Source organism: Microvirga pudoricolor (assembly GCF_016892705.1).
Taxonomy (GTDB): Bacteria; Pseudomonadota; Alphaproteobacteria; order Rhizobiales; family Beijerinckiaceae; genus Microvirga; species Microvirga pudoricolor.
The window spans coordinates 278,408-305,386 of record NZ_JAFEMB010000001.1; the positions used below are offsets into that span (position 1 = coordinate 278,408).

Sequence of the window (26,979 nt, forward strand, 5' to 3'; positions counted from 1 at the left end):
GGATAGGCTGACGCCACTGGTTTTCAAGGGAGCGCCGCATGAACGCGATGACCGACGCAGCCACGTCCATCCCGGCCAAGGCCGACACCCATCCGGCGCTGAGGGGTCTGAAGGATCCGCGTCTGTTGCGCGAGATGGCCTATATCGACGGCCATTGGACCGGCGCCGAGGCGGATGCCCGCTTCGAGATCCACGATCCCGCCTCGGGCTTGACCGTCGCCCGCGTGTCGCGGCTCGGCGCCCGGGAGGCCGGTCTGGCGGTCGAAGCCGCTGCCCGCGCCCTCCCAGGCTGGAAAGCCCTGCTGCCGCATGAGCGCGCCACGCGCCTTCGGGCCTGGCACGACCTCATCCTGGAGGCTCGGGCGGACTTGGCCCTCGTCATGACCCTTGAGCAGGGCAAGCCCCTGAGCGAAGCGCTCGGCGAGATATCGTACGCGGCTTCCTTCGTGGAGTGGTATGCCGAAGAGGCCAAGCGCCTGAACGCGGAGAGCGTCACGAGCCACCTGCCCGGCGCCGAGATGCTGGTTCGCCGGGAGGCCCTTGGCGTGGCGGCCCTCTTGACCCCCTGGAACTTCCCTTCTGCCATGCTGACCCGCAAGGCTGCGGCGGCGCTCGCGGCCGGCTGCACCGTGGTGGCGCATCCCTCTTCTTACACGCCCCTGTCCGCCCTTGCCCTCGCCGAGTTGGCCGAACGGGCCGGGATCCCGGCGGGCGTCTTCAACATTGTCACCGGCGATGCGGAGCCCATCGCAAACCGTTTCTGCGACGACGAGCGGGTCCGGGTCGTCAGCTTTACGGGCTCGACCGAGATCGGACGCAAGATCGCGGCGCGGTGTGCCGGAACCGTAAAGCGCCTCGTGATGGAACTGGGCGGTCACGCCCCTCTGATCGTGTTCGAGGATGCGAAGCTGGACAAGGCAGTCGAGATTGCCATGGCGGCCAAGTTCGCCACGTCCGGACAGGACTGCCTGGCGGCCAATCGCATCTATGTCCATCGATCGATCTACGACAGGTTTTGCGAAGCGTACGGCAAGCGCATCTCCGGTCTGAAAGTCGGACCCGGCCTTGATGCGGACACGGAAATCGGGCCGTTGATGCATGCCCACGCCGTCTCGAAGGCTCAGTCCCAGATCGAAGACGCCCTGGCCCGCGGCGCCCGCCGGGTGACCGGCCCCGCCATCTCCGCCGGCCCGCTGTATCTGATGCCGACTCTCCTGGCCGACGTTTCGGACGACGCCCTCGTCATGAGGGAGGAGACCTTTGCGCCTGTCGCCGCCGTCACGCCCTTCGACACGGAGGACGAGGTGGTGGCGCGGGCCAACGCGACGGAGTACGGTCTCGTGGCCTATGTGGTCACAGAAAACGGCGCGCGGGCCCTTCGCCTCGGCCGGTCCCTCGAATACGGCATGGTGGCCGTCAACCGCGTGAAGATCACCGGTGCGCCCATTCCGTTCGGTGGCGTGAAGCAGTCCGGAATCGGCCGGGAAGGCTCCCGCCACGGCCTGGAGGCCTTCACGGACCTCAAATATCTTTGCCTCGACATCAACTGACCCGGAGTTTCCCATGCTCGACGAAAAGCAGACCCTCGACAATGAACTCAATGCCTGGGACCGGGACCACTTCTTCCACCCCTCGACCCACATGGCTCAGCATGCGCGCGGCGAGACCCCCAACCGCATCATCACGGGGGGAGTAGGCGTCTACATCGTGGACCGGAACGGCACGCGAAGCCTGGATGCTTTCGCGGGCCTCTATTGCGTGAATGTGGGTTACGGCCGCACCAAGATCACCGACGCCATCGCGGCCCAGGCGGCCGCCCTGCCCTATTACCATGCCTATGTGGGCCACGGCTCGGAGCCGTCGATCCGCCTCGCCAAGATGATCATCGACCGTGCCCCGGAGGGCATGAGCCGGGTGTTCTTCGGTCTGTCGGGGTCTGACGCCAACGAGACCAACCTCAAGCTGGTTTGGTACATCAACAACGTGCTCGGCCGCCCGGAGAAGAAGAAGATCATCTCCCGCTGGCGGGGCTATCACGGCTCGGGCCTGATGAGCGGCAGTCTCACGGGTCTCGCGGCGTTCCACAACCTGTTCGATCTGCCGCGCCCGCCGATCCTGCACACGGAGATGCCCTATTATTTCCGCCGGCCCGATCGCTCCATGAGCGAGGAGCAGTTCTCGCAATTCTGCGCCGACAAGCTTGAGGAAATGATCGTGGCCGAAGGGCCGGAGACCATTGCGGCCTTCATCGGCGAGCCGGTGCTGGGCACAGGCGGAATCGTGCCGCCTCCCGCGGGCTACTGGGACAAGATCCAGGCGGTGCTTCGAAAGTACGACATCCTGCTCATCGCAGACGAGGTCATCACGGGCTTCGGCCGCCTCGGCACCATGTTCGGCTCCGACCATTACGGCATGCAACCGGACCTCATCACCATCGCCAAGGGCCTGACCTCGGCCTACGCGCCGCTCTCCGGCGTCATCGTGTCGGAAAAGCTGTGGCGCATCCTGGAGCAGGGCTCCGACACCTATGGCCCCATCGGTCATGGCTGGACCTACTCGTCCCACCCGCTCTGCGCGGCGGCGGGCGTCGCCAATCTTGAGGTGGTGGACGAGCTCGATCTCGTGAAGAACGCGGGCGAGGTCGGCGCCTACTTCAAGAAAGCCCTGACCGATGCGGTCGGCGCCAACCGCTTCGTCGGCGAGGTTCGCGGCGAGGGCCTGATGGCGGCGGTCGAATTCGTGCGGGACCGTGACGACAGGGTCTTCTTCGAGGCCTCCGAAAAGGTCGGCCCGCGCATCACCGCAGCCCTCCTGGAACAGGGCGTCATCGGCCGCGCCATGCCGCAGGGCGACATCCTCGGCTTCGCGCCGCCGCTCTGCCTCACCCGGGAGGAGGCTGACATCGTCGTGGCGGCTACAAAGAAAGCCGTGGACACAGTCACGGCAACTCTCTGACAATGACAGGGCGGCTCCCGGGCCGCCCTTTTCTTTGAATGAGGGCCAAAGGCCCCGCACCTCTGAGGAAACGCATATGCTGATCGGCGTCCCGTCCGAAATCAAGGACAACGAAGCCCGCGTCGGGCTCATCCCCTCCTCCGTCCACGAACTGGTCCACCATGGCCACACGGTCCTGGTGCAATCGGGCGCCGGGCTCGGGGCAGGCCTTACCGACGACGACTACGTCGCGGCCGGCGCCGAAATGGTCGAGGGGCCTGATCGGATCTTCGCCGAGGCCGAGATGGTCGTGAAGGTCAAGGAGCCGCTGGCGCAGGAGCGCAAGCGGCTGCGGCCCGGCCAGGTGCTCTTCACCTACCTCCATCTCGCGCCCGATCCGGAGCAGACCCAGGACCTGATCGCCTCCAGAGCCGTGTGCATCGCCTATGAGACGGTGACCTCCTCCTCCGGCGCCCTGCCCCTGCTCACCCCGATGTCGGAGGTGGCGGGGCGTCTCGCACCGCAGGTCGGCGCCCATGCCCTCGAAAAGGCGCAGGGCGGGCGCGGGATCCTGCTGGGCGGCGTGCCCGGCGTTCCAGCCGCCTCCGTGGTCATCATCGGCGGCGGCGTGTCGGGCACCCATGCGGCCACCATCGCCGTCGGAATGGGGGCTCGTGTCACTGTCGCGGATCGATCTCCGGAGGCGCTCAAACGCCTCTCGGCGCAGTTCGGCAATGCCATCTCCACGGTCTATTCGACCCGCGCCGCCATCACCGAACTCGTGAAGGAAGCGGACCTCGTGATCGGCGCCGTTCTGATCCCCGGTGCCGCAGCGCCGAAGCTCGTGACCCGCGAGATGATCCGCACCATGAAGAAGGGCGCGGTCGTGGTGGACATCGCCATCGATCAGGGCGGCTGCTTCGAGACCTCGCACCCCACCACGCATTCGGATCCGACCTACGTCGTCGACGGGGTCGTTCACTATTGTGTCGCCAACATGCCCGGTGCAGTCGCACGAACGTCCACATTCGCGCTCAACAATGCGACACTTCCCTTTGTTCTCGCGCTGGCGAACCACGGTTGGCGCGAAGCTTTGAGGCGGGACCCCCATCTGCTTCAAGGGCTCAACGTCTGCGACGGCAGAATCACGTGTGAACCCGTCGCTGCGGCACAGGATCTCGACTTCACGGACCCTTCCTCGATGCTGGAAGGGTAAGACGACGAGCATAGCCGAAGGACGACGGCGACCGGATCTCTGACTCGGTTGACACATACCTACCGGGCAGTAGGTATAATCCGGTACTCCGCGCCCTGGGCCGGAGCGCGGTCGTGCGACGGGATCGGTGCAAGCCGGTCCGCTGTCGCGCGACCGTAACGGGGTGGAGACGGCATGACGGCACTCTTTCGCAATCCTTCGGTAGCCTGTGCGGCGCAAACCGGAATCAAACGCGCGGCGGTCATCGGGGCAGGCTCCATGGGTTCAGGCATCGCGGCGCAGTTCGCCAACGCGGGCGTTCCCGTCGACCTTCTCGATGTCGCGGGCTCCGAGGATCGAAACGGGCCAGCCCGGGCAGGGATCGAGCGCCAGCTGAAGACGGGTGGGTTCATGCATCCCGGCGCCGCGGGTCTCGTTCGGCCCGGCAATGTCGAGGACAATCTCGAACGCCTTGGCGAAGCCGACTGGATCGTCGAGGCCGTGATCGAGCGGCTCGACGTGAAGCGGGAGCTCTACCTCAAGGTCGACGCCGTCCGAAAACCCGGATCCATCGTTTCGTCCAATACCTCGACGATTCCGCGTGGAGAACTGGTCGGGGGTCTCGCCGGAACCTTCGCGGCTGACTTTCTCATCACCCACTTCTTCAATCCGCCTCGCGTGATGCGGCTCGTCGAGATCGTCAGCGCACCCGAGAACCCGGCCGCTCTTGTGGAGCGGGTTAAGGCGGCATCGACATGGATCCTCGGCAAGACGGTGGTGGATTGCCGGGATACGCCGGGCTTCATCGCCAACCGGATCGGCTGCTTCTGGCTGGCGGTGGCGGCTCTCGAGGCACGGAAGGCCGGGCTGAGGATCGAAGAGGCGGACGCGGCCATGGCGGGCCTCGGCATCCCCCGAACGGGCGCGTTCGGTCTTCTCGATCTCGTCGGCATCGACCTGGTGCCGCACGTGTGGGGCAGCCTGATGCGGGCCCTGCCCGCTTCGGACGCTATACAGGCCTACGATCTTCCCGGCGACCCGGTCATCCGCGGCCTGATCGAGGCCGGGCGGCTCGGGCGCAAGGCCAAAGCAGGGTTCTACAGGGTCAATCCGGACAAGTCCCGTGACGCGCTGGACTTGGCATCGGGGCAGTACCGCTCCGAAGCATCGGTCGCGGCCGACGTGATCCCGGGCAAGGGGCGCGATGCCAAAATCCTGCTGGCCTCCCATCATCCCCTGGGAGACTACGCCTGGAGAACTCTCGCGCGGGTCATTGCGTACGCGGCTGAGATCGGTCCCGACATCGCAGCGGACGTCGCGTCCATCGATACGGCCATCGAGCTGGGCTACGCCTGGAAGGAAGGCCCCTTCAGGCTTGCCGACCGCTATGGGGTCTCGGACCTAGCGAAGCGGCTGGCAGCCGACGGCGAAACCATACCGCCTCTCCTCGCGGCAGCCGTCGCGCAAGGCGGATTCTATCGCGATGGCCGTTCCGCGCGAACGGATGGAACGGGACCTATTCCGAGGGGAGAACCCGGCATCTCGCTCTCTTCCCTTACGTCAGCGCGTCCCAAGATCCTCGGCAACCGGGCCGCCTCTCTCTGGGATGTCGGCGACGGCGTCGCGTGCTTCGAAATCCACACGAAGATGAACGCCCTGTCACCGGACGTGTTCGAAGCTCTGGCGCAGACGCTCGAGACCGTAAGGAACGGCTTCCGGGCTCTGGTCATCGGCAACGACGATCCCCGGGCGTTCTCGGCCGGAGCCGATCTGACCTACTTCGTCGACCGGATGCGTGAAGACGACTGGCCTGCCCTCGACAATCTCCTGAGACAAGGCAAGGACCTGTTCCTGCACCTGAAATATGCGCCCTTTCCCGTGGTGGTGGCGGCGTCGGGGCTTGCACTCGGCGGCGGCTGCGAGTTGATGCTCCACTGCGACGCCGTGGTGGCTCATGCGGAGTTGAACGCCGGATTGCCCGAAGCCAGGATCGGCATCCTGCCGGGCTGGGGCGGATGCGCTCAACTGCTCCTCCGTACGCAAGGGGGCACGCTACCCTCACCGCTCGCGGCCTTTGACACCATCCAGACCGGGATCGTCTCGTCCTCGGCGCTGGACGCCCTTGATAAGGGCCTGCTCCGCGAAAGCGACCCGATCGTCATGAGCCGCGATCAGGTGCTGGGATTCGCCATCCGCCATGCCGCAGCGCTGGCGGACGCCGGATACAACCCGCCGGACCGCGCCACGATCAAGCCGCTCGAACCGTCCGAGAGACGGGCCCTCGCGAGGCATCTGGATGAGCGCCTGGATCAAGCCGGGATGACGCCAACGGACGCGCTTGTGGCCGAAAAGCTCGCCTTCATCCTCACCGGGGGTGACCATCCTGCCGGCCAACCCCTCAAGGAAGAGGACATCATGGCTCTGGAGCGTGAAGCTGTCATCGCGCTGGTGCAGAAACCTGCCACGCGCGCGCGCATCGAGCATATGCTTGCAACAGGTAAAGCCCTGCGAAACTAGAACGGCGTCACCGGGCGAGCGCGGCCGCTTCATCTTCCATGGGCCGGTCCCGGTATCCACCGGGCTTGCAGAGCTTCGGGTAGAGTTGAGCCATCTCCCGGATCAGGAACTTCGCCGGAACGTCGAAGTAAGTGCCGTGATGAGCGACGTACTCCATGAATTCCCGCCCTGCCCCATTGAAAGGCTGGAAGAGCGCGTCCGATGCCCCGTCGAATTCGAGCACGGCGACGCCGAGCTTCGCGCAGAGCGTGTCGTTGAAGGTCGGCGTCACCTTGATCCACCGGTCGTCCAAATGGATGTCCACGTATCCATGAAATCCGAAGACATCCGTGCCGACCGCTTCGAGCAGTTGCGGTGTGGCCAGATGGTTGCGTACGTCGGACAGGCCCACTCGGGCCGGGATCCCGGACGCCCGGCACAAAGCGGCATAGAGGGCTGCTTTTCCGACACAGTAACCGTGCCCGGCCGCCAGAACGCTGCTGGCCCTGAACGTGTCTTTCACGGTGTAATCGACATAAGGATCGTACCGGATGCCGTCGCGCACAGCCTTGTAGAGGACGCGCGCACGCTCCACCGGGTCGGCGATCCCGGCGGTCAGCGCGACCGCGTGGGACTGAAGGCGCGGATGGTCGCTGTCGACATATTCGGCCGGGCTAAGGTACAACCGCCGCTCGATATCGTTCATCGCTCTGCCCTCCGTGGCGGCAGCGCCGCAATTGTCTCGCCCGGCACCGTGGTGCGAGCCGGGATGTCGCCCCCCACTCCATGGATCAGCAGATCGATGATCTGATCCGCCAACTCCTCTGGCTTCAGGGGGCCGCGCGGGTCGTACCAGCGGGCGATCCAGCTCAGGGCGCCCGCTGCCGCGAAAGCGGCCATCTTGGGGTCGCAGGTCCGGATCGAGCCGTCCGCGATCCCTTCCGCGATCACGGACCGGAAGCGCTTGTCGATACGCCCCTTGAGGGCACGCAACTCCCTCCGCGTATCCTGCGGCAACGGATCCTCTCCGACGAGGATGAGGCACCGCCCGAAATCCTCCGTGACGATCTGTGCATAAACCCGCCAGAGCGACACGAGGCGGCTGAGACCCGTCTCGCTTGTGCCCGATATCTCCGCCGAGGCGTCCTCCAGGCGCTCAAGCCCGATGCGCACGCATTCGAACAGGATCTGGTCCTTGTTCTTCACGTAATAATAGATTGTCGGCTTGGTCACGTTCAGCCGCTCGGCCACATCGTCCAGGGACGTCTTATGGAACCCGTTCTCGTTGAAAGCCTGCGCGGCGGCTCGCAGCACGGCATCGCGCTTGAGTTCCCGCTCCTTCTGCCGGTCGGCGGTCTTCTTCCAGGGGGAGGCCTTCATGGCTGTCCAGACGGGTTGGGTTTCGGGGCGGACCGGCCCATCGGCCGTTCCGTGTGGTGTTAGACTCGCTCGATGGCAAGCGCGATGCCCTGGCCACCGCCGATGCACATGGTGATGAGGCCAAGTCGTCCTCCGGTTCGGGCCAACTCATAGGCGGCCTTGACGGTCAGGATCGTACCTGTCGCACCGACCGGGTGGCCTAGCGCGATGCCGCCGCCATTGGGGTTCGTCTTCTCGGGGTCGAAGCCCAGTTCGCTCGAGACCGCGCAGGCCTGGGCCGCGAAGGCCTCGTTCGACTCGATGACGTCGAAATCGCCAATGTTAAGCCCGGTTCTCTTCAGGAGGTTGCGCACGGCGGGCACAGGCCCTATTCCCATCTCGCCCGGCTCGACGCCCGCATGCGCATAGCCGACGATGCGGGCCAGCACGTCCCGGCCCTGGCGCTCGGCCATGCCTTCCTCCATCAGCACGACGGCTGCGGCGCCGTCATTGATGCCGGAGGCGTTTCCGGCGGTCACCGTGCCGTCCTTCCGGAACACGGGGCGCAGACCCGACAGGCTCTCCGGCGTCGTCTCCGGCTTCAGATGCTCGTCCGTGGCGAAGGCGATCGTCTCCCGACCCTTGCGGACCTCCACGGGCAGGATCTGGTCCTTGAAGCGACCCTCGGACTGAGCTCTGGCGGCGCGGCGCTGGCTCTCGGCCGCAAAAGCGTCTTGCTGGTCGCGAGAAACCTGCCACTTGGCTGCCACGTTCTCGGCCGTGATGCCCATGATGCCGTTGCCGAACGGGTCCGTCAGGATGCCCGTCAAGTGGTCGACCACGAGCGTATCGCCCATCCTTTGCCCGAAGCGGGCGGAATGGAGCAGATGCGGCGAGCGGCTCATGGCCTCTGAACCACCCGCGACGGCCACATCCGCATCCCCCAGCATGATTGACTGCGCCGCGGATACGATCGACTGCACCCCACTGCCGCAGAGACGGTTCACGGTCATGGCCGGCACTTCGATGGGGATCCCGCCTTCGATGGCCGCGACGCGGCCCAGATAGGCGTCTTTCGGCTCGGTCACGACGACATTGCCGAAGACGACATGATCGACGTCCGCCCCCTCGATCTTGGCCCGGCTCAAGGCTTCCGCCACGCACAAGGCTCCCAGCTGCGTCGGAGAGTGACCGGACAGCGTCCCTCCGAACGTACCGATGGCGGTGCGGACGGCGGACGCGATCACAACATGACGGGCCATGGCAAACCTCTCAATTTCCTCATTCTGCCGCGACAGCGGGGGCACCGTAGAGCGCCTCGATCTCCGCCGCGTATTTCCTGTAGATGTTGGAGCGCCGTACTTTCATGGTCGCGGTCACTTCATCGTCGTCATGATCCAGTTCCTTGGTCAGGAGATGGAATTTCTTGATCTGGGCCACGGGACCCAGCTGACGGTTGGCCCGCTCGATCTCCGCCGCGATCAACTCGCGGACGCGATCGTGTTCGGCAAGGCTCTTGAAATTCGTGAACGGGACGCGGTTCTCCTCGGCCCATTTGCCTGCAGTCTCCGCGTCGATCTGGAGGAGAGCGGTCGGAAACCGGCGGCCCTCCGCGATGACGATGCACTCCTTGATGAAGGCGCTGCCCTTGACGGTGTTCTCGATCTCCGAGGGGCTGAGGTTCTTGCCTCCGGCGGTGATCATGATGTCCTTCAGCCGATCGACGATCCGCACCTGACCGGATTCTATCGCGGCCACATCGCCTGTATGGAGCCAGCCATCGCGGATCGAGGCGCGGGTCGCTTCCTCATTACTGTAATATCCTTCGAAGACCATGCCGCCCCGCACGAGGAGTTCTCCGTGATCGCCGAGCTTCACCTCGGCTCCATATGCCGCCGGACCGACAGCCCCAGGCAACAGGGCGTCGAGACGCTGCCCCGTCACCATGCCGGAGGTCTCGGTCAGACCGTAGACTTCGACCAGGGGGACGCCGAGGGTGCGGAAGAAGCGCACGATGGACGGGGAAATCGGCGCCGCCCCCGTCAGGGCCACCTGGCACTTGCGCAGCCCGATGAAGTTCTGAAGCGACCGGAACACGAGGGCGTAGCATAGGGCGAACGTGACCCGCTCCCCGAGCGAGCGGTCCCGAGGTGCTTTCTCGGCGAAGGGCTCGCACAAGGCCATGGCCTTCTCGAACAGGGCCCGGCGCACTCCCTTCGCCTCGATCATCTTGATATGAATGGAGGAATGCAGCTTTTCCCAGATCCTGGGCACGCCCAGGAAGAGCGATGGCGCGACTTCGCGCAAGTCTTCCTGCACGGTGCGGATCGATTCGCCGAAGCTGACGCATGACCCGACCCTCAGGGGCGTCATCACGGTCAGCATCTGCTCGGCCACATGGCAGAGTGGGAGGTATGACAGGTTCGTGGTGCTCGCGGTGAATCCAAGGCGTTCGATGATCGCCAGGGACTGGGCGGTCATGTTGCGATAGCTCAGCATGGCGCCTTTGGGCTTGCCCGTGGAGCCCGACGTATAGACCATGAGGCCAAGGTCTTCGGGGGTCTGTGAGGCGAGGCAGCCAGCGACCCAATCCGGGTGATGCTTCTCGTAAGACGTTCCAAGCTCCACAACCTCGGCAAAGCTCGACAATCTGTCGCTCGCGTAGTGCCGCAACCCCTTCGGATCGATGACGACGATGCGCTTGATGGCCGGCAGCTCGTCCAGGCATTCGAGGATTTTGTCTGTCTGCTCCTGGTCTTCGCAGACCACGATTTCCGCGTCCGAATGAGCCAGCACATAGGCAACCTCGTTCGCTGGGCTCGTGGCATAGACCCCGATCGCAACGCCGCCGACGAGGCCGGTTCCAAGCTGGGCGATGACCCACTCGGCCCTGTTCTCGGACAGGATCGCCACATGCCCGCGCGGCCTCATGCCCAGCGCCAGGAGCCCGAGCCCGAAATGCCTCGCCTTCTCCTCATACTCCGCCCAAGTGATCGGCTGCCAGATCCCGAAATCCTTCTGACGCAACGCGATCCGGTCGGGCATCCGCTCGGCGTTGTCCCGCAACAGCTGCGGGAGAGTCATGGTTTCGCGGCTCAAGGCTTCCGGCATGGGCGTTCTCATGACAGCCAGCGTTTGCGGCGCTTGTAATGCTTGACGTCCCGGTAGCTCTTATGGGCGCCGCCACCGCCGAGACCGAGATAAAATTCCTGCACGTCCTGATCCTTGACGAGGCGTTCCACCGGTCCGTCGATCACAATCTTGCCCATCTCCATGATGTAGCCGTAGCTCGCTACCGAGAAAGCCACGGCGGCATTCTGCTCGACAAGCAGCATGGAGACGCCCTGCTCCCGATTGATGCGCGCAATGATGCCGAAGATCTCCTCGACGAGCTTCGGCGACAATCCCAGCGACGGCTCGTCGAGGAGGATGAGCTGGGGCTTCGATATCAGCGCGCGGCCAATGGCCAGCATCTGCTGCTCCCCGCCGGAGAGGTAGCCGGCCAAGCCCTTCCGGCGCTCATGCAGGCGCGGAAAATACGAATAGACGAGATCGAACGGCGTCACAGGCAAGCCGCGCCCGGAGAGCGCGAAGGTGGCCGCCGTCAAGTTCTCCTCCACGGTCAGATCCTCGAAGATCCGCCGTCCTTCCATGACATGGAAGAGACCCCGCCGGACGAGTCCGTGCGGGGTCAGCGTCGCGATGTCGGTCCCGTCGAACCGGATCTGCCCGGCCGTCACCGCCCCGTCCTCGAGTTCGAGGAGGTTGGAGACAGCCTTGAGCATGGTGGACTTGCCTGCACCGTTGGAGCCCAGGAGGGCGACGATCTCGCCCTTCGGCACACGTAGGGATAGGCCGCGGAGCACCTGGATCGTCCGGTTGTAGACGACCTCCACGTTGTTCACGTCCAAGAGGAACTCCGCGTCCATGACCGTTACTTTCCGACGCGGATCCAGTCGGAGGCCGGAAGCATCTGCTTCTGCTTCGCGTCGAAGCGATAGATGCGGCCGACCGGCACCGAGTTGCCGGGGATCGAGATCGGAACGCCGAAGATGCCGCCCGTGTCGAAGTCCTTGATGGTGTTGAGCGAGGCCTTCATGTTGGCGCCGGTCAGTTCCTTGCCGCCATCGAGAGTCCGCTTCACGGCTTCCGTCATCAGCATGGCGGTCACGAAGCCCTGCATGTAGCCCGTGGACTGGTAGTCGGGACGCATCTGCCGGATCTTGTCCAGCATGGGCGATGTGCCTTCCTTGTCGTAGTAGTAGCGGTAGGGCATCACGCCCATGAAGCCGTCGGCAGCCTCGCCCATTTGATTGACCGTGGAGTTATCCATGGTCCAGAAAGTGCCCATGAACCGGCTCTGCATGCCCATCTGCTTGGCCTGCTGGATGAATTCCGGGATCGGCGCCAGCACATAGCCGTGGAAGATCGTGTAGTCGGGACGGGCCCGGCGCAGTTTCAGGACTTCCGTCGATACGTCGACGCTGCCGGGCGGCGTCACGATCTTCTCGACCACCTTCAGGCCGAGTTCCGTCGCCAGCTTTTCGCCCGGCACGATGGGATCGCGGCCGAACTCCGTGTCGGAATAGACGAGCGCGATGCTGGCGCCCGGCTTCTCCTTGGCGATATAGCGCATCAGGATGCCGAACATCTCGGTGTAGTCCGGACCCGCCATGAATTGCAGCGGAAACTTCTTCGAATCGTTCAATTCCGACGCGAAGGATGCGCCGGCCATGATCATGGACCCCAGGCGGTCGAGCTCCGGATTGATCGTCTTGGCAAAGCCGGTCGAGTCGCCGTAATAGAGCGACACCTTGTTCTGGCTCGTGATCTTGTTGAACGCGGCCACCGACGCATCGACCTTGTAGGCCGTATCCTCCGCCACGTACTTGACCTTGCGGCCTTTGATGCCGCCCGCGTCGTTGACGATCTTCAGGTAATCCTGAATGCCGGCATGGATGCCCACGCCCGCGAAGGCGAAGACGCCGGTGAGCGGGATCGAGCCGCCGAGCACGATATCCTCGCTCTGCGCCTTGGCCTCCATGGCGCCGAACGCGAGCCCGGCAACGGCCGCTCCGATGAGACTTCTTCGCGATACCGACAGCTTCATGTGATTTCCTCCCTCTCGTCGTTGGAATTTCCGTCTTTATGTTTTGAAGGGCCAAAGGTGGAAGAAGCGTCGGATTCGTCGCCAGATTTCGGCGAGGCCCTGGGGTTCGAAAATCAGGAATCCGACGATCAGGGCACCGAACACGATGGTTCGGATCGGGGCGAGGAGGCTCAGCGCGTCGGGCACCCAGGGCGTGACCCACCCGACGGCGAGTTTCAGAACCTCAGGCACCAGCGTCATGAAGGCAGCGCCCAAGATCCCGCCCAGGATGGTGCCCATGCCGCCGACGATGATGGCCGCGAGATAAAAGATGGAGTTGATGAGCGGAAAGCTCTCGGGCGTCACCACCCGGAAGAAATAAGCCCAGAGACCTCCCGCGACGCCCGCATAGAAGGATGACAGCGCAAAACTCATGAGTTTCGTGCGCAGGAGCGGAATGCCAAGCACTTCTGCCGAGATGTCGCGGTCGCGGATGGCGATGAAGGCGCGCCCGACGCGCGTGCGGAACAGATTGGCGGCGCCAGCCACCATGAGAACCGTCACGGGCACGATCAGCCAATACAGTTCCACCGGCTGATCGAGGGCGATGCCGAACAGGCTCGCCGGGGGCATCGACAGACCTCTCGTTCCGCCGGTCAGTGACCAATGACCGAAAACGAAATGCAGGATCATCGAGGCCGCGATGGTGGCAATGGCCAGGTAAAGACCCTTGACCCGCAGGCTCGGGATGCCGAAAACCGCCCCCACCGCCGCCGTCACGCCACCCGCGATCAGCAGGTTCAGCACGAAGGGCGTCCCAATCCGGATTTCGAGCACCGCGACCGTATAGGCCCCGACACCCATGAAGGCCGCCTGACCCAGGCTGACGAGGCCCGTGTAGCCCGTGAGGATGTTGAGGCCTGTTGCGCTTGCCACGTTGATCGCGACGAGGCAGGCGAGATAGATCCAGTATGGCCCCGCCACGAACGGAAAAAGACCCATCGCGACCGCCAGCACAGCAAGCCAGGCCCACTGTACCCGCGTGTCGAAGAGCGCCTCATCGGCCGCATAGGAGAGCTTGAGAGTGCCGATGCGCATCTAAAGCCTCTCGATCTCGTGGGTGCCGAAGATGCCGTAGGGCCGGATCATCAGGATCAGGACCAACAGGCCGAAGGTGGCGAGGAGCTTGTACTCGCCGCCCAGGAACGAGCCGGCCAAGGCCTCGATCAGGCCGATGAGGAGGCCCCCGATGAGCGCGCCTGCAACGGAATCCAGACCTCCGACGATGACCACGACGAGCACGGACAGGCCGAAGACCCCCATGGTGGGAGAGATACCGCCGATGGACCCGACGATCACACCCGCCCCAGCCGCCGTGGCACAGGCGGCCATCCAGGACAAGGAGAAGACCCGGCCCACATCGATCCCGACCGAATACGCCGCCCCCTGATCGCCCGCAGTGGCGCGCAAGGCGACCCCGCCGCGGGAAAAGCGGAGGGCCGCGAGCGCCAGCCCGATCAGGATCGCAGCCACCAGGGCGCCATAGGCGACTTTCGGAGCCAGATAGGCCTCGCCGAGGAAGATCGGCGCATTCGGGATGAATTCCGGAAGGCGTAAGGGGTCGGCACCCCAGAACAGTTCCACGGCTCCGGCCAGGATCGAGCCGAGGCCGATGGTGACCATGAACACCGAAATCGGACTCTCGCCCAGCATGGGCCGGATCAGCGCCCGCTCCACGACCAAGCCCAGGACCGCCCCCGACGCGACTGTCAGGGGGATGGCGGCCCAAACCGGCAGGCCGAAGCCCGCGACCAGGCCGAAGAACGCGTATCCCCCGAGCATCAGGATTTCGCCGATGGCGAGATTGACCACCCTCGTGGCTTTGTAGATCAACACGAAGGCGACCCCCGTGAGGGCGTAGAGGGCACCGGCTCCAAGGCCCGCAAGGACGATCTCCGTGAGGTACAGCCAATCCATCAGGCCGCCTCCGCCTTGGCGAGCCGCTCGGCGAGGTCGCCGGAGCCCAGATAGGCGCTGATGACCGCAGGGTCGCGCTGGACATCCGCCGGTTCGCCCCGCGCGATCACCTGGCCGAAATTCAGCACCACCACATGGTCCGAGATATCCATGACCATGCCCATGTCGTGCTCGACCATGAGGATGGTGATGCCCCACTCTTCCTTCACGTCGAGGATGAAGCGGGCCATATCCTCCGTCTCCTCGCGGTTCATCCCAGCGACCGGCTCGTCGAGCATCAGGATTCGGGGTCGCATGGCGAGAGCACGGGCCAGTTCCACGCGCTTTTGCAGGCCGTAGGGCAACGCGCTCACCGGGGCGTGGCGGATATGCTGAATCTCCAGGAAGTCGATGATGCGTTCTTCGACTTCGCGGCGGAGCTCCATTTCCTCGCGCCGGGCCCGGCCCCGGTAGATCAGGGCATCGATGACGCCGGTGCGCAGGTGCGCGTGGCGCCCGAGCTTGATGTTGTCGAGCACCGTCATTCCGCGGAACAGGGCGATGTTCTGAAAGGTGCGGGCGAGGCCGCGCTTGGCTCGGGCCGGCGGGCGCTCGCGGGTGATGTCCTGGCCGTCGAAGACGATGCGACCCGCGCTGGGGCGATAAAAGCCGGAAATGGCGTTGAACAGGGACGTCTTGCCGGCGCCGTTCGGCCCGATCAACGCCGTGATCGAGCCATCCTTCACCTCGAACGAAACGCCGGAGAGCGCGCGGACACCTCCAAAAGACAGCGACAGGCCTTCCGCCTGCAGAATGCTCGACCCGGGAGACGGAGCAAAGTCTTGCGCCATGATCTAGCTCCCCTGGAAATGGGCGGGCCGCTTGGCCAGGAAGGCCCTCACCCCCTCCTGGAAGTCCTTGGTTCCGGTCAGGTCCCGGAAGGAATGTTGCTCGGCAGCCAGCTGCGCTGCGAGATCGTTGTCCAGGGATGTCTCCAGCAAGGCGCGGATACGCCCGTACGCGAGCGACGGTCCGGCGGCGAGGCGTGAGACCAGGCGCTCGGCCTCGACCTCGAGATCCGCCAGCGGCACGACCTTGTTCACGAGCCCGATCCTCTGGGCCTCCTCGGCATCGACGGTCTCGGCCAGCAGGGCCAGTTCTTTGGCTTTTCTCAGGCCCACGAGACGCGGCAGATGATAGGTGGCGGAACCGTCCGGGCTCGCGCCGATCCGAGCATAGGCCAGGGTGAATTTCGCGTTGTCGGCCGCGATCGCGAGGTCGCACGCGATGGCGAGGCTGAAGCCGGCTCCAGCCGCCGCACCTTGGACGACCGCGAGAGAAGGCTGTGGGAGGTCGCTCAGGGCCCTGAGGCCCTCGTGAAGCGGCGCGATGATGGCATCGATGGCGGCTTCGCGATCCTCGCCCTCGAAACGCGCTACGTCACCGCCAGCGCAAAAGGCGCGCCCCTCACCTCTCAGGACGATGACGCGAATGTCGTCCCGGGATCCGATGACTCGTACGGCTTCGCGGAACGCGACCGCCGTCGCGGCATCGATGGCGTTGAGCACCGACGGGCGATTGAGCCTGATCGTCGCAACCGAATGGGCGACGGACAGGATGACCGGTTCGAGGGTCTCCACCAACAGCATATCCTCCAGCGGGCGCGCGATCTCTCATCGCTTTCGGTCCCATCGGCCGGCTATGCTCTTGGCGGCACTCGCGGTTCTCATTCTTGGCAGGCGACGGCGGGTGCCGGGACCTACTCAAAAATCGTATTCTTACCCGCGAGTAGATGTCAACACGGCCCATCTTCGCCAAAAGACGAAGGCCCGAAGGCCCGCTCCTTCGCGGCTGCAAAAGGAAAAGCCGGCTCCAGTTCTGGAGCCGGCCCTTGCTGGTCCCGCACGGTCGCGGGCAGGATACAGGACAGGTCGCCCGCAGCCCTACAGGACGAAGTCACCCTTGTCGAAGGCAATGGCCTTCTTGAAGGCGATGGCGAAATCGGCTTTGCCGTCGCCGTTCACGTCACCATACACGTAAGTCGTCGAGCCGCTCTTCTGGTAGCGCAGCTCGCCGGCCTGTTTGTGGAAGGCATCATCGCCGATGAAGGTAAAGGCTTGGTTGCCTCCCTTCCTCACATTCGCGTCAATCGCCTTGAGGTTGATCTTGTCGTTCTGCGCCTGCGAAAAGTCATAGATCATGTCGCGGCCCGAGGCGCCCTTGGTGCTCTCCTTGATATTCTTGAAGATGAAAACATCGCGCCCCGCTCCGCCATAGAGCTTGTCGGCGCCCATGCCTCCGTAGATCTTGTCGTTTCCGGCATCGCCGCGGATCGTGTCCTTGCCGGCTCCGCCGTTGAGGACGTCGTTGCCGGCCCCTCCGCGAATGGTATCGCTGAACATCGTTCCCGTGTATGTGTCGTTCCCCGACGAGCCGATGACGTTGTTCGCTTCGCCGCCAAGAATCTGCTTCAGCATTTCGGCGTTGGCCTGACGCACGTCGCCGCCCGCGCTCCGCATGAAGGACGCGGTGATGTTGTGAAACTCGCCCCCGGACGGTCCGTTGGCGATGGACAGGCCTTTGATCTCGATCGAGGACGACAGGCCCGCGATCCGGCCCGAGCCGTCTTGCATGAAACTGCCGTCGCTCTTGTAGCTGGAGCCGAGGGTCCCGAGCTTGATGCTCTCAAGGGTTCCGCTGACGATGTGGGAACTCGAATTGTAGGCGAATCCCCGTCCATCCATCACGATGGCCTGGGTATTGGCGCCCTGGATGTTGTCCAGCATGACGAACTGGCTCGTGTCGCCGGATCCCAGCATGTAGGGCCAGCCCTGAAAGGCGAAATCGGAAAAGAATCCGTTCAGGAACTTGTCGAAGTTCACGCCGTTCTTCGTGTTCCCGACAGCGTTCAACTGGATGGTGGCCATGATGCTTTCCTTTTTCTCTGAGCGTCAGTAGCGGATGGAGAGGGATGCCTTGGCGGTCATGCCTGGGTTCGGATAGATGTTCAGGTACTGGACGTACTGGCGGTCGAAGAGGTTCTGCACGACAAGTCCGGCCGTGACGTCATCGTTGACCTTGTAACTGGCGAAGACGTCGACGAGCGCGTAAGCGTCACCTTCGAAGCCGAATTCTTCAGCGTCGCGCTTCTCGCCCACCGCCGTGATGCGCGTGCCGAGTTCGAGTTTTCCGTCCAGGGCCCGGAAGCCGATCGTTCCCGAAATCCTGTTCGGCGGGACGGACTTGAGGCCCTCCCGGGTGCGGGTGTTCTTGCCGTCGACCGTGCTGCCGGCCAGCCCGACGAAGAAGGTGCCTGCATCGTACGTCCCCTCGACCTCGACGCCGCGCAGAACCGCCTGAGCGATGTTTTGGTACTGGTATCCGCCGGGCAGCGGGAAGAGGGTGAAAACCTGCTCGATGTAGTCGTCGACCCGGTTGCGGTAGGTTCCGACCTTGAGGCGCAGCTGATCTCCGTCCTGCAGCAGATCATTGAAGCGCAGGTTCACGCCGCCCTCGACGTTGTGGGCGATCTCGGGCTTGAGGTTGGGGTTCGGGAAGAAGCGGCCCGTGCTGATCGGTGGAGGATGGAAGCCGTCGATGAGAGTTTCCACCAATGCAGGTGCCCGGTAGCCCTCCGCATAGGTGGCGTAGAAGGTGATGGGCTCCCAGGGTGTGACGCCCACCGTGATCTTGGGCGACAGGCGCGTTCCCTTCGTCTCGGTGTTGTCGCCCGTCAGCTCATAGGAATCGTAACGCAGCGCACCGATGACCTCGAGCCAGCTCGCATAGTTGACCTTGTTCTGGATGAACGCGCCGGCCACGAAGCGTTCGCCCGAGGGAGTGAGCTGCGCGCTCGTGCCGTAGGAGTCGAACGTCTCCACGTTGTCCTGGAAGAAGTCACCCCCGTAGGTGAGCTGATGTGACAGGGTGCCCGTGTCGAAACGCGACGTGTTGAAAAGATCGACTCCGAAGGTGCCGATGGAGAAGTCCTTGAAGCCCCCGGCATCCCGGCCGGTCAAGGCGCGCTGGCGGACGTCGGTGGTGGTGTAATATGTCTTGGCGCTCAGGTCCCAGAAGCTGGAATCCGGAGGCGTGTAGCGATAGCCGGCCGTGAACGTGTCGGCCACGGCCCGTGTGCCATAGATGGTGGAGAGGCCACCGTCGAATTCGTTGCCGATGCGCAAGGCAGAGAGCGTAATCTCGTGGTCGTCCGCCGGGCGGATGCGGGTCTTGACGAGACCGGATGTCAGGTCCTGAGCGGTGTACGCGACCGTGTTCCCGTTACCGTCCGTGAAGTCTCCCGCCCGCCGCAAGGTGGCGGCGCCCACGATGTCGAACATGTCGCTGGGCCGTGCCGCGACTTCCCCGTGTATGAGCGGCGCCGGGCCATTGGTCTCCCACACGCCCTTCACGCGCCCGCCGAAATGGGTGCCGTCCCTCAGCACGTCCCCAGCATCGATGGTGGTGAAGCTCACGACGCCGCCGATGGCGCCCGACCCATAGACGGTCGAGACCGGACCTCGGGTCACATCCACGGACTTCATCATCTCCGGATCGAAGTAGAACGTGCCGTTGGCGCCGTGTCCCTCACGCTGGAAGTTCTGCCGGGCTCCGTCCACGAGAACGTTCACGCGGCCGTAATCCTGCAATCCCCGCACATTGACGCCGGTACCGGGATCGCTGGCATCCGTCTGCGTGGTCACGCCCGGCACGAGCCGCAGGACGTCCGACACGCTGCCCGGCTGCACCTGCGTCTGCACCTGATCGCGCCCGATCACGCTGGAGCCCGACAGGGCGTCGTAGACGTTTTCGCCCGATTTGGTCGCCGTCACCGTGATCGTGTCGAGAGTGTCGGTATTGCCGTCCGAGGGCGCGCCGCCTTCGGGGATACCTTGCGCCCAAGCGGGATGACCGGCGGCCAGCCCCGCCGACACGAGCACGGAGGACATCAGGAGGGTACGGAATACACGGATCACGATGGTCGAACTCGGTATTGCAAGGGGTCGGGCGCGGCGACCGAGGCCGCCGCGCCGTGCTGTCTCAAAGGATGAAGTAGGCTTTCGAGAGGTTCAGTGCGCCTTTGAGCGCGATGGAGAAGTCTGCAGCGCCGTCACCGTTCACATCGCCTTCCACGTATGTGAATCCGCCTGCCTTCTCGTACCGCAACTCGCCGGCCTTCTTGTGGAAGTCCTGCTTTCCGATGAACTTGAAGGCCTGATTGCCTGCTACCAGAGTGTTGGCGTCGATGTCCTTGAGGTCGATCTTGTCCTTCTGACGGGTCGAGAAGTCGAGAATCGTGTCGCGGCCGGCTGGGTCGACGGTGCTTTGCGCGATGCTCCTGAACACGAACGTATCGCTGCCCGAGCCGCCGAAGAGTTGGTCGGCGCCCGCGCCGCCATAGAGCTTGTCGTTGCCCGCATCGCCCTTGAGCAGGTCGTTTCCGGCGCCGCCCTTCAGGACGTCGTTGCCGGCACCGCCGTGCAGCCTATCGTTGCCGCCCATGCCGTAGAGCCCGTCATGGCCAGCGCCGCCGCGCATGATGTCGGTCCCGATGGCGCCCTTCAGGACATCGTTGCCGCCGGTGCCCGACACCGGGTTGGCCACGTCGATCACGTCGATCCTGAAGGATTTCTGCAAGGTGGCCCCGCCCGCATCCTTGGCTTCGACGACAATGGTGGCGGCCTGCACCTTGTCATAATTCAGCGGCTTTGCGACCTGGAGCTGGTCTCCGACGATCTTGAACGCGTTGCCGGGGTTGCTGGCGAGACTGAAGGTCAGCGCAGTATTCTCGGGATCGAGTCCCGACAGATAAGCGATCCGGGTACCGGCCTCGGCGCCCTCGCGCACCGTGCTGCCCGATAGGAAGACATCGGTCGGTTGCTCGTTCACGTCGCCGACATTGATGGTGACGACCTTCTCGGTCTCGAAGCCGAACTCATCCACCGCCGCAAGGGTGATGTTGTAAGCCCGCCCAGTCTCGTAATCGAGTGCGCTCTTGAGAACGATCTTGTTGCCTTCGAGGGCGAACCGTCCGTCGCTGCTATTCTTGAGCGATACATTCAGGGCATCCGCGATCGCCGGATTGACCATGACGGTCCCGACCACCGTCCCGAAGGCGGAGTTCTCCAAAACGGTCGTCGCCGAAAGACCCAGATCGACCGGTGGTAGCGCACGCTCGATCCCGTTCGGGTCGATCTCGACATCGCTGAAGCGCAGATACTCCACGTTGTCGATCGTCGTCACGCCGCTTCCGGCCCGATCGGTGACCGTGTAGGTGGAGCCGGTCTTCACGACGTCGTAATCGGCACGGGCCTTCGCAAAGATGACGCGGTCGCTGTCGGCTCCGCCATCGATCGAGTCGTTCCCGGCGCTCGCGAAGATCTGGTCATTTCCGGCGCCACCTTCGAAGGTATCGTCGTTGGCCGTTCCTCGGAACTTGTCGGCGCCGCTGGAACCGATGAAGTTCTGCGAGTATGTCGACAGGGTCGAATAGATGGACGAGATGATCTGGTCCTTGGAGAGGCTCAATCCCCCCGCAGTGCCGTTGAGGCGGAGCGCGCTGTACATCATGTAGACGTCGTTCGACGTCGAATTGCCGTCTCCCGGCGCTGATGAAATCCCGAGGCCCGTGATCTTCACATCCGTGATGACATTGGCCATCTCGTTCGGTCCGGCGGCCCCATTGGTCGGCGTGGTCGAACCGTTCCAATATCCGAAAGTCAGCTCGTTGATCGTCCCGGAGATACCGTGTCCTTGGGTCGGTCCATGATGAATGAAGTCGTAAGCGAGCACGCTCGTGCCGGTCGTATCCTCCAGCAGGATCTGGCGTTGCTGGGCGTCTCCGCTAAATCGGAAACCGACCTGAGTGCCGTTCTGATAGGTCGTCATCCCGAAGGCAAAGTCGGCCGTGCCGCCGTAGAACGCCGATGTCCCCGTGTTGGCTAAACCTGCGTAGTAGGACGTGATGTAGCTGGAGAAATCCACGCCATTCGCTGCGCCGCTTGCATCGATCGTAATTGCCATGTCCCGTGACCCCGCTGCCATCCAGGCTGAGCCTGCTATCGATGGCAGGCCGCCGCAGATTTGAGTAATTCCAGAAAAACTTTCGCTCTCGAGCGCGATGCGGCAGGTAATTTCAGCCATGTATTGGTGAGTCAAATGAATTTACGGGATTTTATAAAGATCAGAATGAGTCAAAACTGGTTTAAACCAGTTTCCTTTTTAGACTAACTCTAGGACATGTCTTAACATAGTGCCCTGAATGGGAAAATCCGCCTTACATCTGCTCCAAACTATAAGTTCTAAAATCCGCGCCGCGCACCGGGTCTTCTATGGCCGATGGGCTCGAGCTGAACATTGGCAGCCATGCAGAGACATGTTCCCGAGTCGAAGCATGGTCGCGCGTGATCGTCACGAACAGAAAAGACCGAAACCATTGGAGTGCCGCGACAGTGCTCGGTCGAACCGAGTTCGTCGGCGAAGCTGGGAGGATGGCTGGGGCGCCAGGATTCGAACCTGGGAATGGCGGTACCAAAAACCGCTGCCTTACCGCTTGGCGACGCCCCAATACACGCGGGAAGCGCCGCCTACATACTGGGGACAGGCCAGACTGGCAACCTCGATCTGACGTCCGGCTCCGCCAATATTTTCATGGGTCCGGGCGCTGTTTTGCCCCTTGCAGCCCTGCGAGGTCGTCGCTATAAAGCGGCCTCCCGATGATTTTGAAGTGTCGGAGTGTAGCGCAGTCTGGTAGCGCACTACGTTCGGGACGTAGGGGTCGCAGGTTCAAATCCTGCCACTCCGACCATCAAAATCAAGCACTTAGCCCTTCTGACGAGACCGCCGCCACTTGAGAGCGGATCAACGCCCCACGGGACCGGCGGGCATCCCAGCGGAATGGCATCTCCGCGGCTCCATATCCTGCAATTCTCCTTCGGCATCCGTTCGCTAGGCGAGGTCGAGCGCCCGGCATCCAGATGATCCTCCAGGAACCTGTCCGTTCCTAGCGCCGTCTATCCGCGTCCGTGATCCCATGCGCGCCGGATCGAGCGCGGGCTCGACGTGCCTGGACGCTCGAGAATCACCACCCCCCATCGGCTCGAAGATTTACAATTGATAATCACCGGGCAGGATGTTTCTTATAATAACATCTCAATCGCATATTTACGCATTTGAATTGGTTAACAATACTTGTATAACGAAACAAAATAACCAAAGCGACAAGTCTAAACTGTGCCAAAATCACTATAAGTCAGAGATTTTTGTCCTGCCTCACGTGCACGTGAACAAAAGCCAGCATTTAACATTATTAGAATGGTCCTAAGCGGTGGAGCGCGAGTTGAACTTGCGCCCAGTTTCCGGTGGCACAGAACGAGACTGGGAGAAGAGTGTGAGCGAAGAGGAGATCGAGATCGTTGCCGAGGAGCTGGCCAAGGTCGGTGGCACGACCTGGTACCCAGGGCGTGAGACGGGCCCGCTGATCCGCGTCGTCTCGGACCGCTATCGTGACCGGGCCAAAATCGCCATCGAGGCACTCGAACGCCATCGGGCCAAGGTGGCCGCCGAGGCGGCCCGCCGGGAGGCCCATAGCTTTGCATCGGATCAGATCCGCGTCGGGTCCACCGTCGTTTACCGGCCGCCCGGCGAGCGACGGGCTTATACGTGCCGCGTCGAGAAGATCGATGGGCGCCAAGCCTATCTTGTCCCAGACATCAAGGTTTCCAGCGGCTGGGTCTCCCTCGACGACCTGACTCGCCCGGCAGGGCCGCGCGACGTCGACGGAAAGCATTGAGCAACCCGAAATACCCCATAGACGCGTTTTCGGCTTCCCCCTACCCTCCCATCGAGCGAAGACCAGCCCGGCACCACTGCCGGGCTTCTGGACAGTGTCGCGTTGCAGGCTCCAGGGCCTCGGAGGAAGCATATGGCTGAAGCAGGACGACTCGAACGCTTTCTGGCAGTGCCGACCGATGAGGGAGCCGACATCACCATTGAAGTCGAGGGTCGATCCCCTGTGACCATGAGCGTGACGCTCGAACAGGTCGAGGACATGCTCGATACCTTGGACGAGATCCTGGACGCTTCGGACGCCGACGACGAATACAGCGACGACGAAGACGAGGACGACGAAGACCAGGACGAACGCGAAGAGAGGTAGCCCGACCTCTCGCACCCGCGATCTCGAACCGCGCGGAATTCGCCCTCCCGAGCCGCCCCCTGCCCATTTCCCATGATGCGGCCTTCTGCCCGGGTCCCACACGCGAACCTTTCGATATGTTGCATCGTTATATCGGTGGAAATCGAGAGGACCGGAATGGACCCGAATGGAGAAAAAAGCCCCGCTAACGACCGGTTGGCCCGTGTCCTGAACTGGATCGGACTGACGATTGGGGTCGCGGTCCTGTGGTTCGCCCTGAGGGTGGATATTCTTTGACCCGGCAATTTCGGGCAACCGCCCCAGGATCCCACGGCACCCCACTGGGGCGGATGCCCCCTCTCTTTCGTCACGCCTTAGCTCAAAGGAAACGTTGATCCGGAACACGCCCGGCCCTAACGTGGCAGAAGTGTTCTATTGTTCGGATAGCGCCGTTCCTTTTAGATAAAGACCTGTCAGGCTATGGCCTCCTTGAGTGAATCGACGCCGAGTCGCTGGCGCCAAGCGGCTTCATCTTTCGTCCGCTCCCACCACCTGCTGGCGCTTGCGGTCGCGGGCGTGCTCGTCAGCGGTGGAGCGATGACCTTCAGGGCTCTGTCGCAACCCTGGCCGCTGTCCATCCCCAATAACGACCTCTATCTCGAGGCCCTTCTGACGGCGATCATCGTGCTGCTGTCCCTGTTCGTGGCGCGGCACGGCCTGCACCTGCGCCACGAAATCCGCCGCCGACGTCGGGCCGAGGCGGCTGCGGAACTGAGCGCCCTACAGGATGCCGTCACGGGCCTGCCCAACCGGACGGCCTTCGAAACACGCCTAGCCGAGACCTTGACGGCCCTGCCGAGGGACGGGCGGGCGGCGGTCATCCTGCTCGAGGTCGTGGGGTTGAGGGACCTGATCGACCTTCATGGCTTCGCGGTCGGGGACGAGGCGCGCCACGCGGTGGCCCGGCGCCTTGCCACCTTGAGCGAGAGCATGGTGTTTCGGGCGAGGCTGGAGGGCGACGGATTCGCCTTCATCATGAAACCCGGATTGACCCGCAACCAGCTCGCTCAATCCGCAGGCCGGATCGTCTCCCATCTGTCCCGGCCCTTCGAGATCGATGGCCGCCCCTTCCGGATCGGCAGCTTCCTCGGCATCGCCTCGGCTCCGGCCGACGGGCGCGCAGCGGCCGACCTCATGCGGGCCGCCCATGTGTCCCTGGGACGCTCCAAGATGCTGGGCCTCAACACCCACAGTTTCTTCGATCCGCACGAGGACTTGGCGGTCCAGGAACACGCGCAGCTGCGGGCCGAGTTGAGCGACGCCATCGCGGGCGGACAGATCGTGCCCTACTACCAGCCGGTGGTCGATCTGACGCGCAAAGAGATCAACGGCTTCGAGGTGCTGGCGCGCTGGCACCATCCGGTGCTGGGCGTCCTGTCGGCGGATCGATTCGTGTCCTTCGCGGAGGACATGGACCTGATCTACGACCTGACGCAGAGCATCGTCCGGCAGGCCTGCGAAGAGGCGGCCACTTGGGAAAAGCCCTATCGCCTGTCGATCAATCTCTCGCCTCTCCTGCTGCAGAACGGCGAGCGCATCGCGCATGTGGTGGACCTCGTGAAATCCTGCAGCATCGAGCCCTCGCGCCTCGAGTTCGAGATCACCGAGAGCGCGTTCATCATCGATGCGGACAGCGTCCGGCGCAGCGTCGAGCTTCTGCGTTCCATCGGCGCCATGATCGTCATCGACGATTTCGGCTCGGGCTATTCCAGCTTCTACCACCTGCGGGAAATTCCCTTCGACAAGGTGAAGCTCGATCGCAGCTTCGTCTCCGATGTCTCGCTCAAGCCTCGCGCGGAGCGGTTCGTCCGCGCCGTGATCCGCTTCTGCGCAAGCCTCGATCTCCAGACGACCGCGGAAGGAATCGAAGATGCAGCGGTGGCCGCGAAGCTGAAGGAAATCGGCTGCGATTTCGGGCAAGGCTATGCCTTTTCCGCGCCGGTCCATGCGGGCGACCTGGCCTCCGTCACGGAGTCGCTACGGGCAAGGCTGCCCACATGGAATCTCGGATCCTGAACCCCCTTGCCGATCGGCCCTGGACACGGCCTTAGCCTTCCACGGACCGTATCTGTCGAACAGGGTCCTCAGCGGCGCGGCTTGAGAATGCTCTCAAGGGACACGGTCTGGCCGGTTCTGGGGTCAAGGATCATCATGGTACTCTCCACTCGTTCGACGTGAGACCAACGCGAAGGCCGCCGCTGCGATCCGGACGAGCTGCCGGCGTGGTAAGCAATTCGTTACCGCGCCCTATTCGCTTGCCGCTGGAAAGCCATGTGGGGCCCCTGTAACGAGAGGCGCGCCAATAACAAGGTCCTGCGAAAGGGCCGTTCCACGTTCCTCTAGGAGACCTGAATGGATACCGTCCAATTGAAGACGATCTGGGCACCCAGATTGTTGAGCGTTCTGCGCATCGTTGCTGCCCTCATCTTCTTCGAGCACGGCACGCAAAAGCTGCTGGGCTTTCCGGCCGGCCCGAATCCGGGCGGTCCCGCCGCCCTGTCGCTTCCCTGGATCGCCGGCGTTCTGGAGATCGTGGGCGGCGCGCTTCTCTTTGTCGGCCTTTTCACGCGCCCGACGGCGTTCGTCCTGTCGGGCCTCATGGCCTGCGCTTATTGGATCGCCCACGCGCCGCGCAGCATTTATCCGATCCTGAACGGGGGCGATGCCGCGATCCTCTACTGCTTCGTCTTCCTGTATTTCGTCGCGGCCGGGGGCGGCGTCTGGAGTCTCGATCACTTGCGCGGGAAGCGTTGA

21 protein-coding genes and 2 tRNA genes are annotated in these 26,979 nt (G+C 63.6%); 9 read left to right on the plus strand and 14 right to left on the minus strand.

Features of this window, described 5'->3' with window-relative positions; translation table 11 throughout:
* Nucleotides 1–38 precede the first annotated feature (38 nt).
* The 4 genes from ILT42_RS01270 (at nucleotide 39) to ILT42_RS01285 (ending at nucleotide 6,646) form a co-directional block, all read left to right on the plus strand.
* A complete protein-coding gene (locus ILT42_RS01270) occupies nucleotides 39–1,550 on the plus strand; it encodes an NAD-dependent succinate-semialdehyde dehydrogenase (RefSeq protein WP_204213496.1) in 1,512 nt (503 codons plus the stop codon).
* Between the two features lie 13 nt (nucleotides 1,551–1,563).
* Entirely contained in the window at nucleotides 1,564–2,955 is a 1,392-nt protein-coding gene (locus tag ILT42_RS01275) for an aspartate aminotransferase family protein (protein ID WP_204213497.1), read from the plus strand.
* Nucleotides 2,956–3,031: 76 nt separating this feature from the next.
* Nucleotides 3,032–4,150 carry an alanine dehydrogenase gene (gene ald / locus ILT42_RS01280; protein ID WP_204213498.1) on the plus strand — a complete coding sequence of 373 codons (1,119 nt, stop codon included), beginning with the start codon at nucleotides 3,032–3,034 and terminating at the stop codon, nucleotides 4,148–4,150.
* A gap of 174 nt (nucleotides 4,151–4,324) precedes the next feature.
* Nucleotides 4,325–6,646: a 3-hydroxyacyl-CoA dehydrogenase/enoyl-CoA hydratase family protein gene (locus tag ILT42_RS01285; RefSeq protein ID WP_204213499.1), complete on the plus strand. Its 2,322-nt coding sequence runs from the start codon at nucleotides 4,325–4,327 to the stop codon at nucleotides 6,644–6,646.
* Nucleotides 6,647–6,653: 7 nt separating this feature from the next.
* On the opposite strand, the gene ILT42_RS01290 is transcribed toward ILT42_RS01285, so the two are convergent.
* From ILT42_RS01290 to ILT42_RS01355, 14 genes are all read right to left on the minus strand, one after another.
* Nucleotides 6,654–7,331 carry a transglutaminase-like domain-containing protein gene (locus ILT42_RS01290; protein ID WP_204213500.1) on the minus strand — a complete coding sequence of 226 codons (678 nt, stop codon included), beginning with the start codon at nucleotides 7,329–7,331 and terminating at the stop codon, nucleotides 6,654–6,656.
* A complete protein-coding gene (locus ILT42_RS01295) occupies nucleotides 7,328–8,005 on the minus strand; it encodes a TetR/AcrR family transcriptional regulator (protein ID WP_204213501.1) in 678 nt (225 codons plus the stop codon). Before ILT42_RS01295 ends, ILT42_RS01290 begins: the two co-directional genes overlap by 4 nt.
* Before the next feature lie 59 nt (nucleotides 8,006–8,064).
* On the minus strand, nucleotides 8,065–9,246 hold the full coding sequence (locus ILT42_RS01300; RefSeq protein ID WP_204213502.1) for an acetyl-CoA C-acyltransferase family protein: 1,182 nt from the start codon (nucleotides 9,244–9,246) through the stop codon (nucleotides 8,065–8,067).
* Nucleotides 9,247–9,265: 19 nt separating this feature from the next.
* Nucleotides 9,266–11,095, minus strand: a complete 1,830-nt coding sequence (locus ILT42_RS01305; protein ID WP_204213503.1) for an AMP-dependent synthetase/ligase — start codon at nucleotides 11,093–11,095, stop codon at nucleotides 9,266–9,268.
* Between the two features lie 8 nt (nucleotides 11,096–11,103).
* Entirely contained in the window at nucleotides 11,104–11,913 is an 810-nt protein-coding gene (locus tag ILT42_RS01310) for an ABC transporter ATP-binding protein (RefSeq protein ID WP_204213504.1), read from the minus strand.
* 5 nt (nucleotides 11,914–11,918) lie between these two features.
* Nucleotides 11,919–13,094, minus strand: a complete 1,176-nt coding sequence (locus tag ILT42_RS01315; RefSeq protein ID WP_204213505.1) for an ABC transporter substrate-binding protein — start codon at nucleotides 13,092–13,094, stop codon at nucleotides 11,919–11,921.
* Between the two features lie 36 nt (nucleotides 13,095–13,130).
* Complete coding sequence (locus ILT42_RS01320) at nucleotides 13,131–14,171, minus strand: branched-chain amino acid ABC transporter permease (protein WP_204213506.1); 1,041 nt, start codon at nucleotides 14,169–14,171, stop codon at nucleotides 13,131–13,133.
* Nucleotides 14,172–15,050 carry a branched-chain amino acid ABC transporter permease gene (locus ILT42_RS01325; RefSeq protein WP_204213507.1) on the minus strand — a complete coding sequence of 293 codons (879 nt, stop codon included), beginning with the start codon at nucleotides 15,048–15,050 and terminating at the stop codon, nucleotides 14,172–14,174.
* A complete protein-coding gene (locus ILT42_RS01330) occupies nucleotides 15,050–15,880 on the minus strand; it encodes an ABC transporter ATP-binding protein (protein ID WP_204213508.1) in 831 nt (276 codons plus the stop codon). Before ILT42_RS01330 ends, ILT42_RS01325 begins: the two co-directional genes overlap by 1 nt.
* A 3-nt stretch (nucleotides 15,881–15,883) precedes the next feature.
* Entirely contained in the window at nucleotides 15,884–16,669 is a 786-nt protein-coding gene (locus tag ILT42_RS01335) for an enoyl-CoA hydratase/isomerase family protein (protein WP_324617706.1), read from the minus strand.
* Between the two features lie 303 nt (nucleotides 16,670–16,972).
* Nucleotides 16,973–17,956: a calcium-binding protein gene (locus ILT42_RS01340; RefSeq protein ID WP_204213510.1), complete on the minus strand. Its 984-nt coding sequence runs from the start codon at nucleotides 17,954–17,956 to the stop codon at nucleotides 16,973–16,975.
* Nucleotides 17,957–17,980: 24 nt separating this feature from the next.
* Nucleotides 17,981–20,005, minus strand: a complete 2,025-nt coding sequence (locus tag ILT42_RS01345; protein WP_204213511.1) for a TonB-dependent hemoglobin/transferrin/lactoferrin family receptor — start codon at nucleotides 20,003–20,005, stop codon at nucleotides 17,981–17,983.
* 64 nt (nucleotides 20,006–20,069) lie between these two features.
* Entirely contained in the window at nucleotides 20,070–22,052 is a 1,983-nt protein-coding gene (locus tag ILT42_RS01350; protein WP_204213512.1) for a M10 family metallopeptidase C-terminal domain-containing protein, read from the minus strand.
* A gap of 468 nt (nucleotides 22,053–22,520) precedes the next feature.
* Nucleotides 22,521–22,595: transfer RNA gene (locus ILT42_RS01355), tRNA-Gln, on the minus strand.
* Between the two features lie 164 nt (nucleotides 22,596–22,759).
* Between ILT42_RS01355 and ILT42_RS01360 the strand changes: the two genes are divergently transcribed.
* The 5 genes from ILT42_RS01360 to ILT42_RS01380 all read left to right on the plus strand — a co-directional run bounded on the left by ILT42_RS01360 (nucleotide 22,760) and on the right by ILT42_RS01380 (nucleotide 26,979).
* Nucleotides 22,760–22,836: transfer RNA gene (locus ILT42_RS01360), tRNA-Pro, on the plus strand.
* 582 nt (nucleotides 22,837–23,418) lie between these two features.
* Nucleotides 23,419–23,820 carry a hypothetical protein gene (locus ILT42_RS01365; protein ID WP_204213513.1) on the plus strand — a complete coding sequence of 134 codons (402 nt, stop codon included), beginning with the start codon at nucleotides 23,419–23,421 and terminating at the stop codon, nucleotides 23,818–23,820.
* A 132-nt stretch (nucleotides 23,821–23,952) separates the two neighbouring features.
* Nucleotides 23,953–24,186 carry a hypothetical protein gene (locus ILT42_RS01370; protein WP_204213514.1) on the plus strand — a complete coding sequence of 78 codons (234 nt, stop codon included), beginning with the start codon at nucleotides 23,953–23,955 and terminating at the stop codon, nucleotides 24,184–24,186.
* Nucleotides 24,187–24,654: 468 nt separating this feature from the next.
* The gene (locus ILT42_RS01375) at nucleotides 24,655–26,241 is read left to right on the plus strand and encodes a putative bifunctional diguanylate cyclase/phosphodiesterase (RefSeq protein WP_204213515.1); all 1,587 of its coding nucleotides are present in this window, start codon (nucleotides 24,655–24,657) and stop codon (nucleotides 26,239–26,241) included.
* 336 nt (nucleotides 26,242–26,577) lie between these two features.
* Nucleotides 26,578–26,979, plus strand: coding sequence for a DoxX family protein (locus ILT42_RS01380; RefSeq protein WP_204213516.1), 402 nt, complete (start codon nucleotides 26,578–26,580; stop codon nucleotides 26,977–26,979).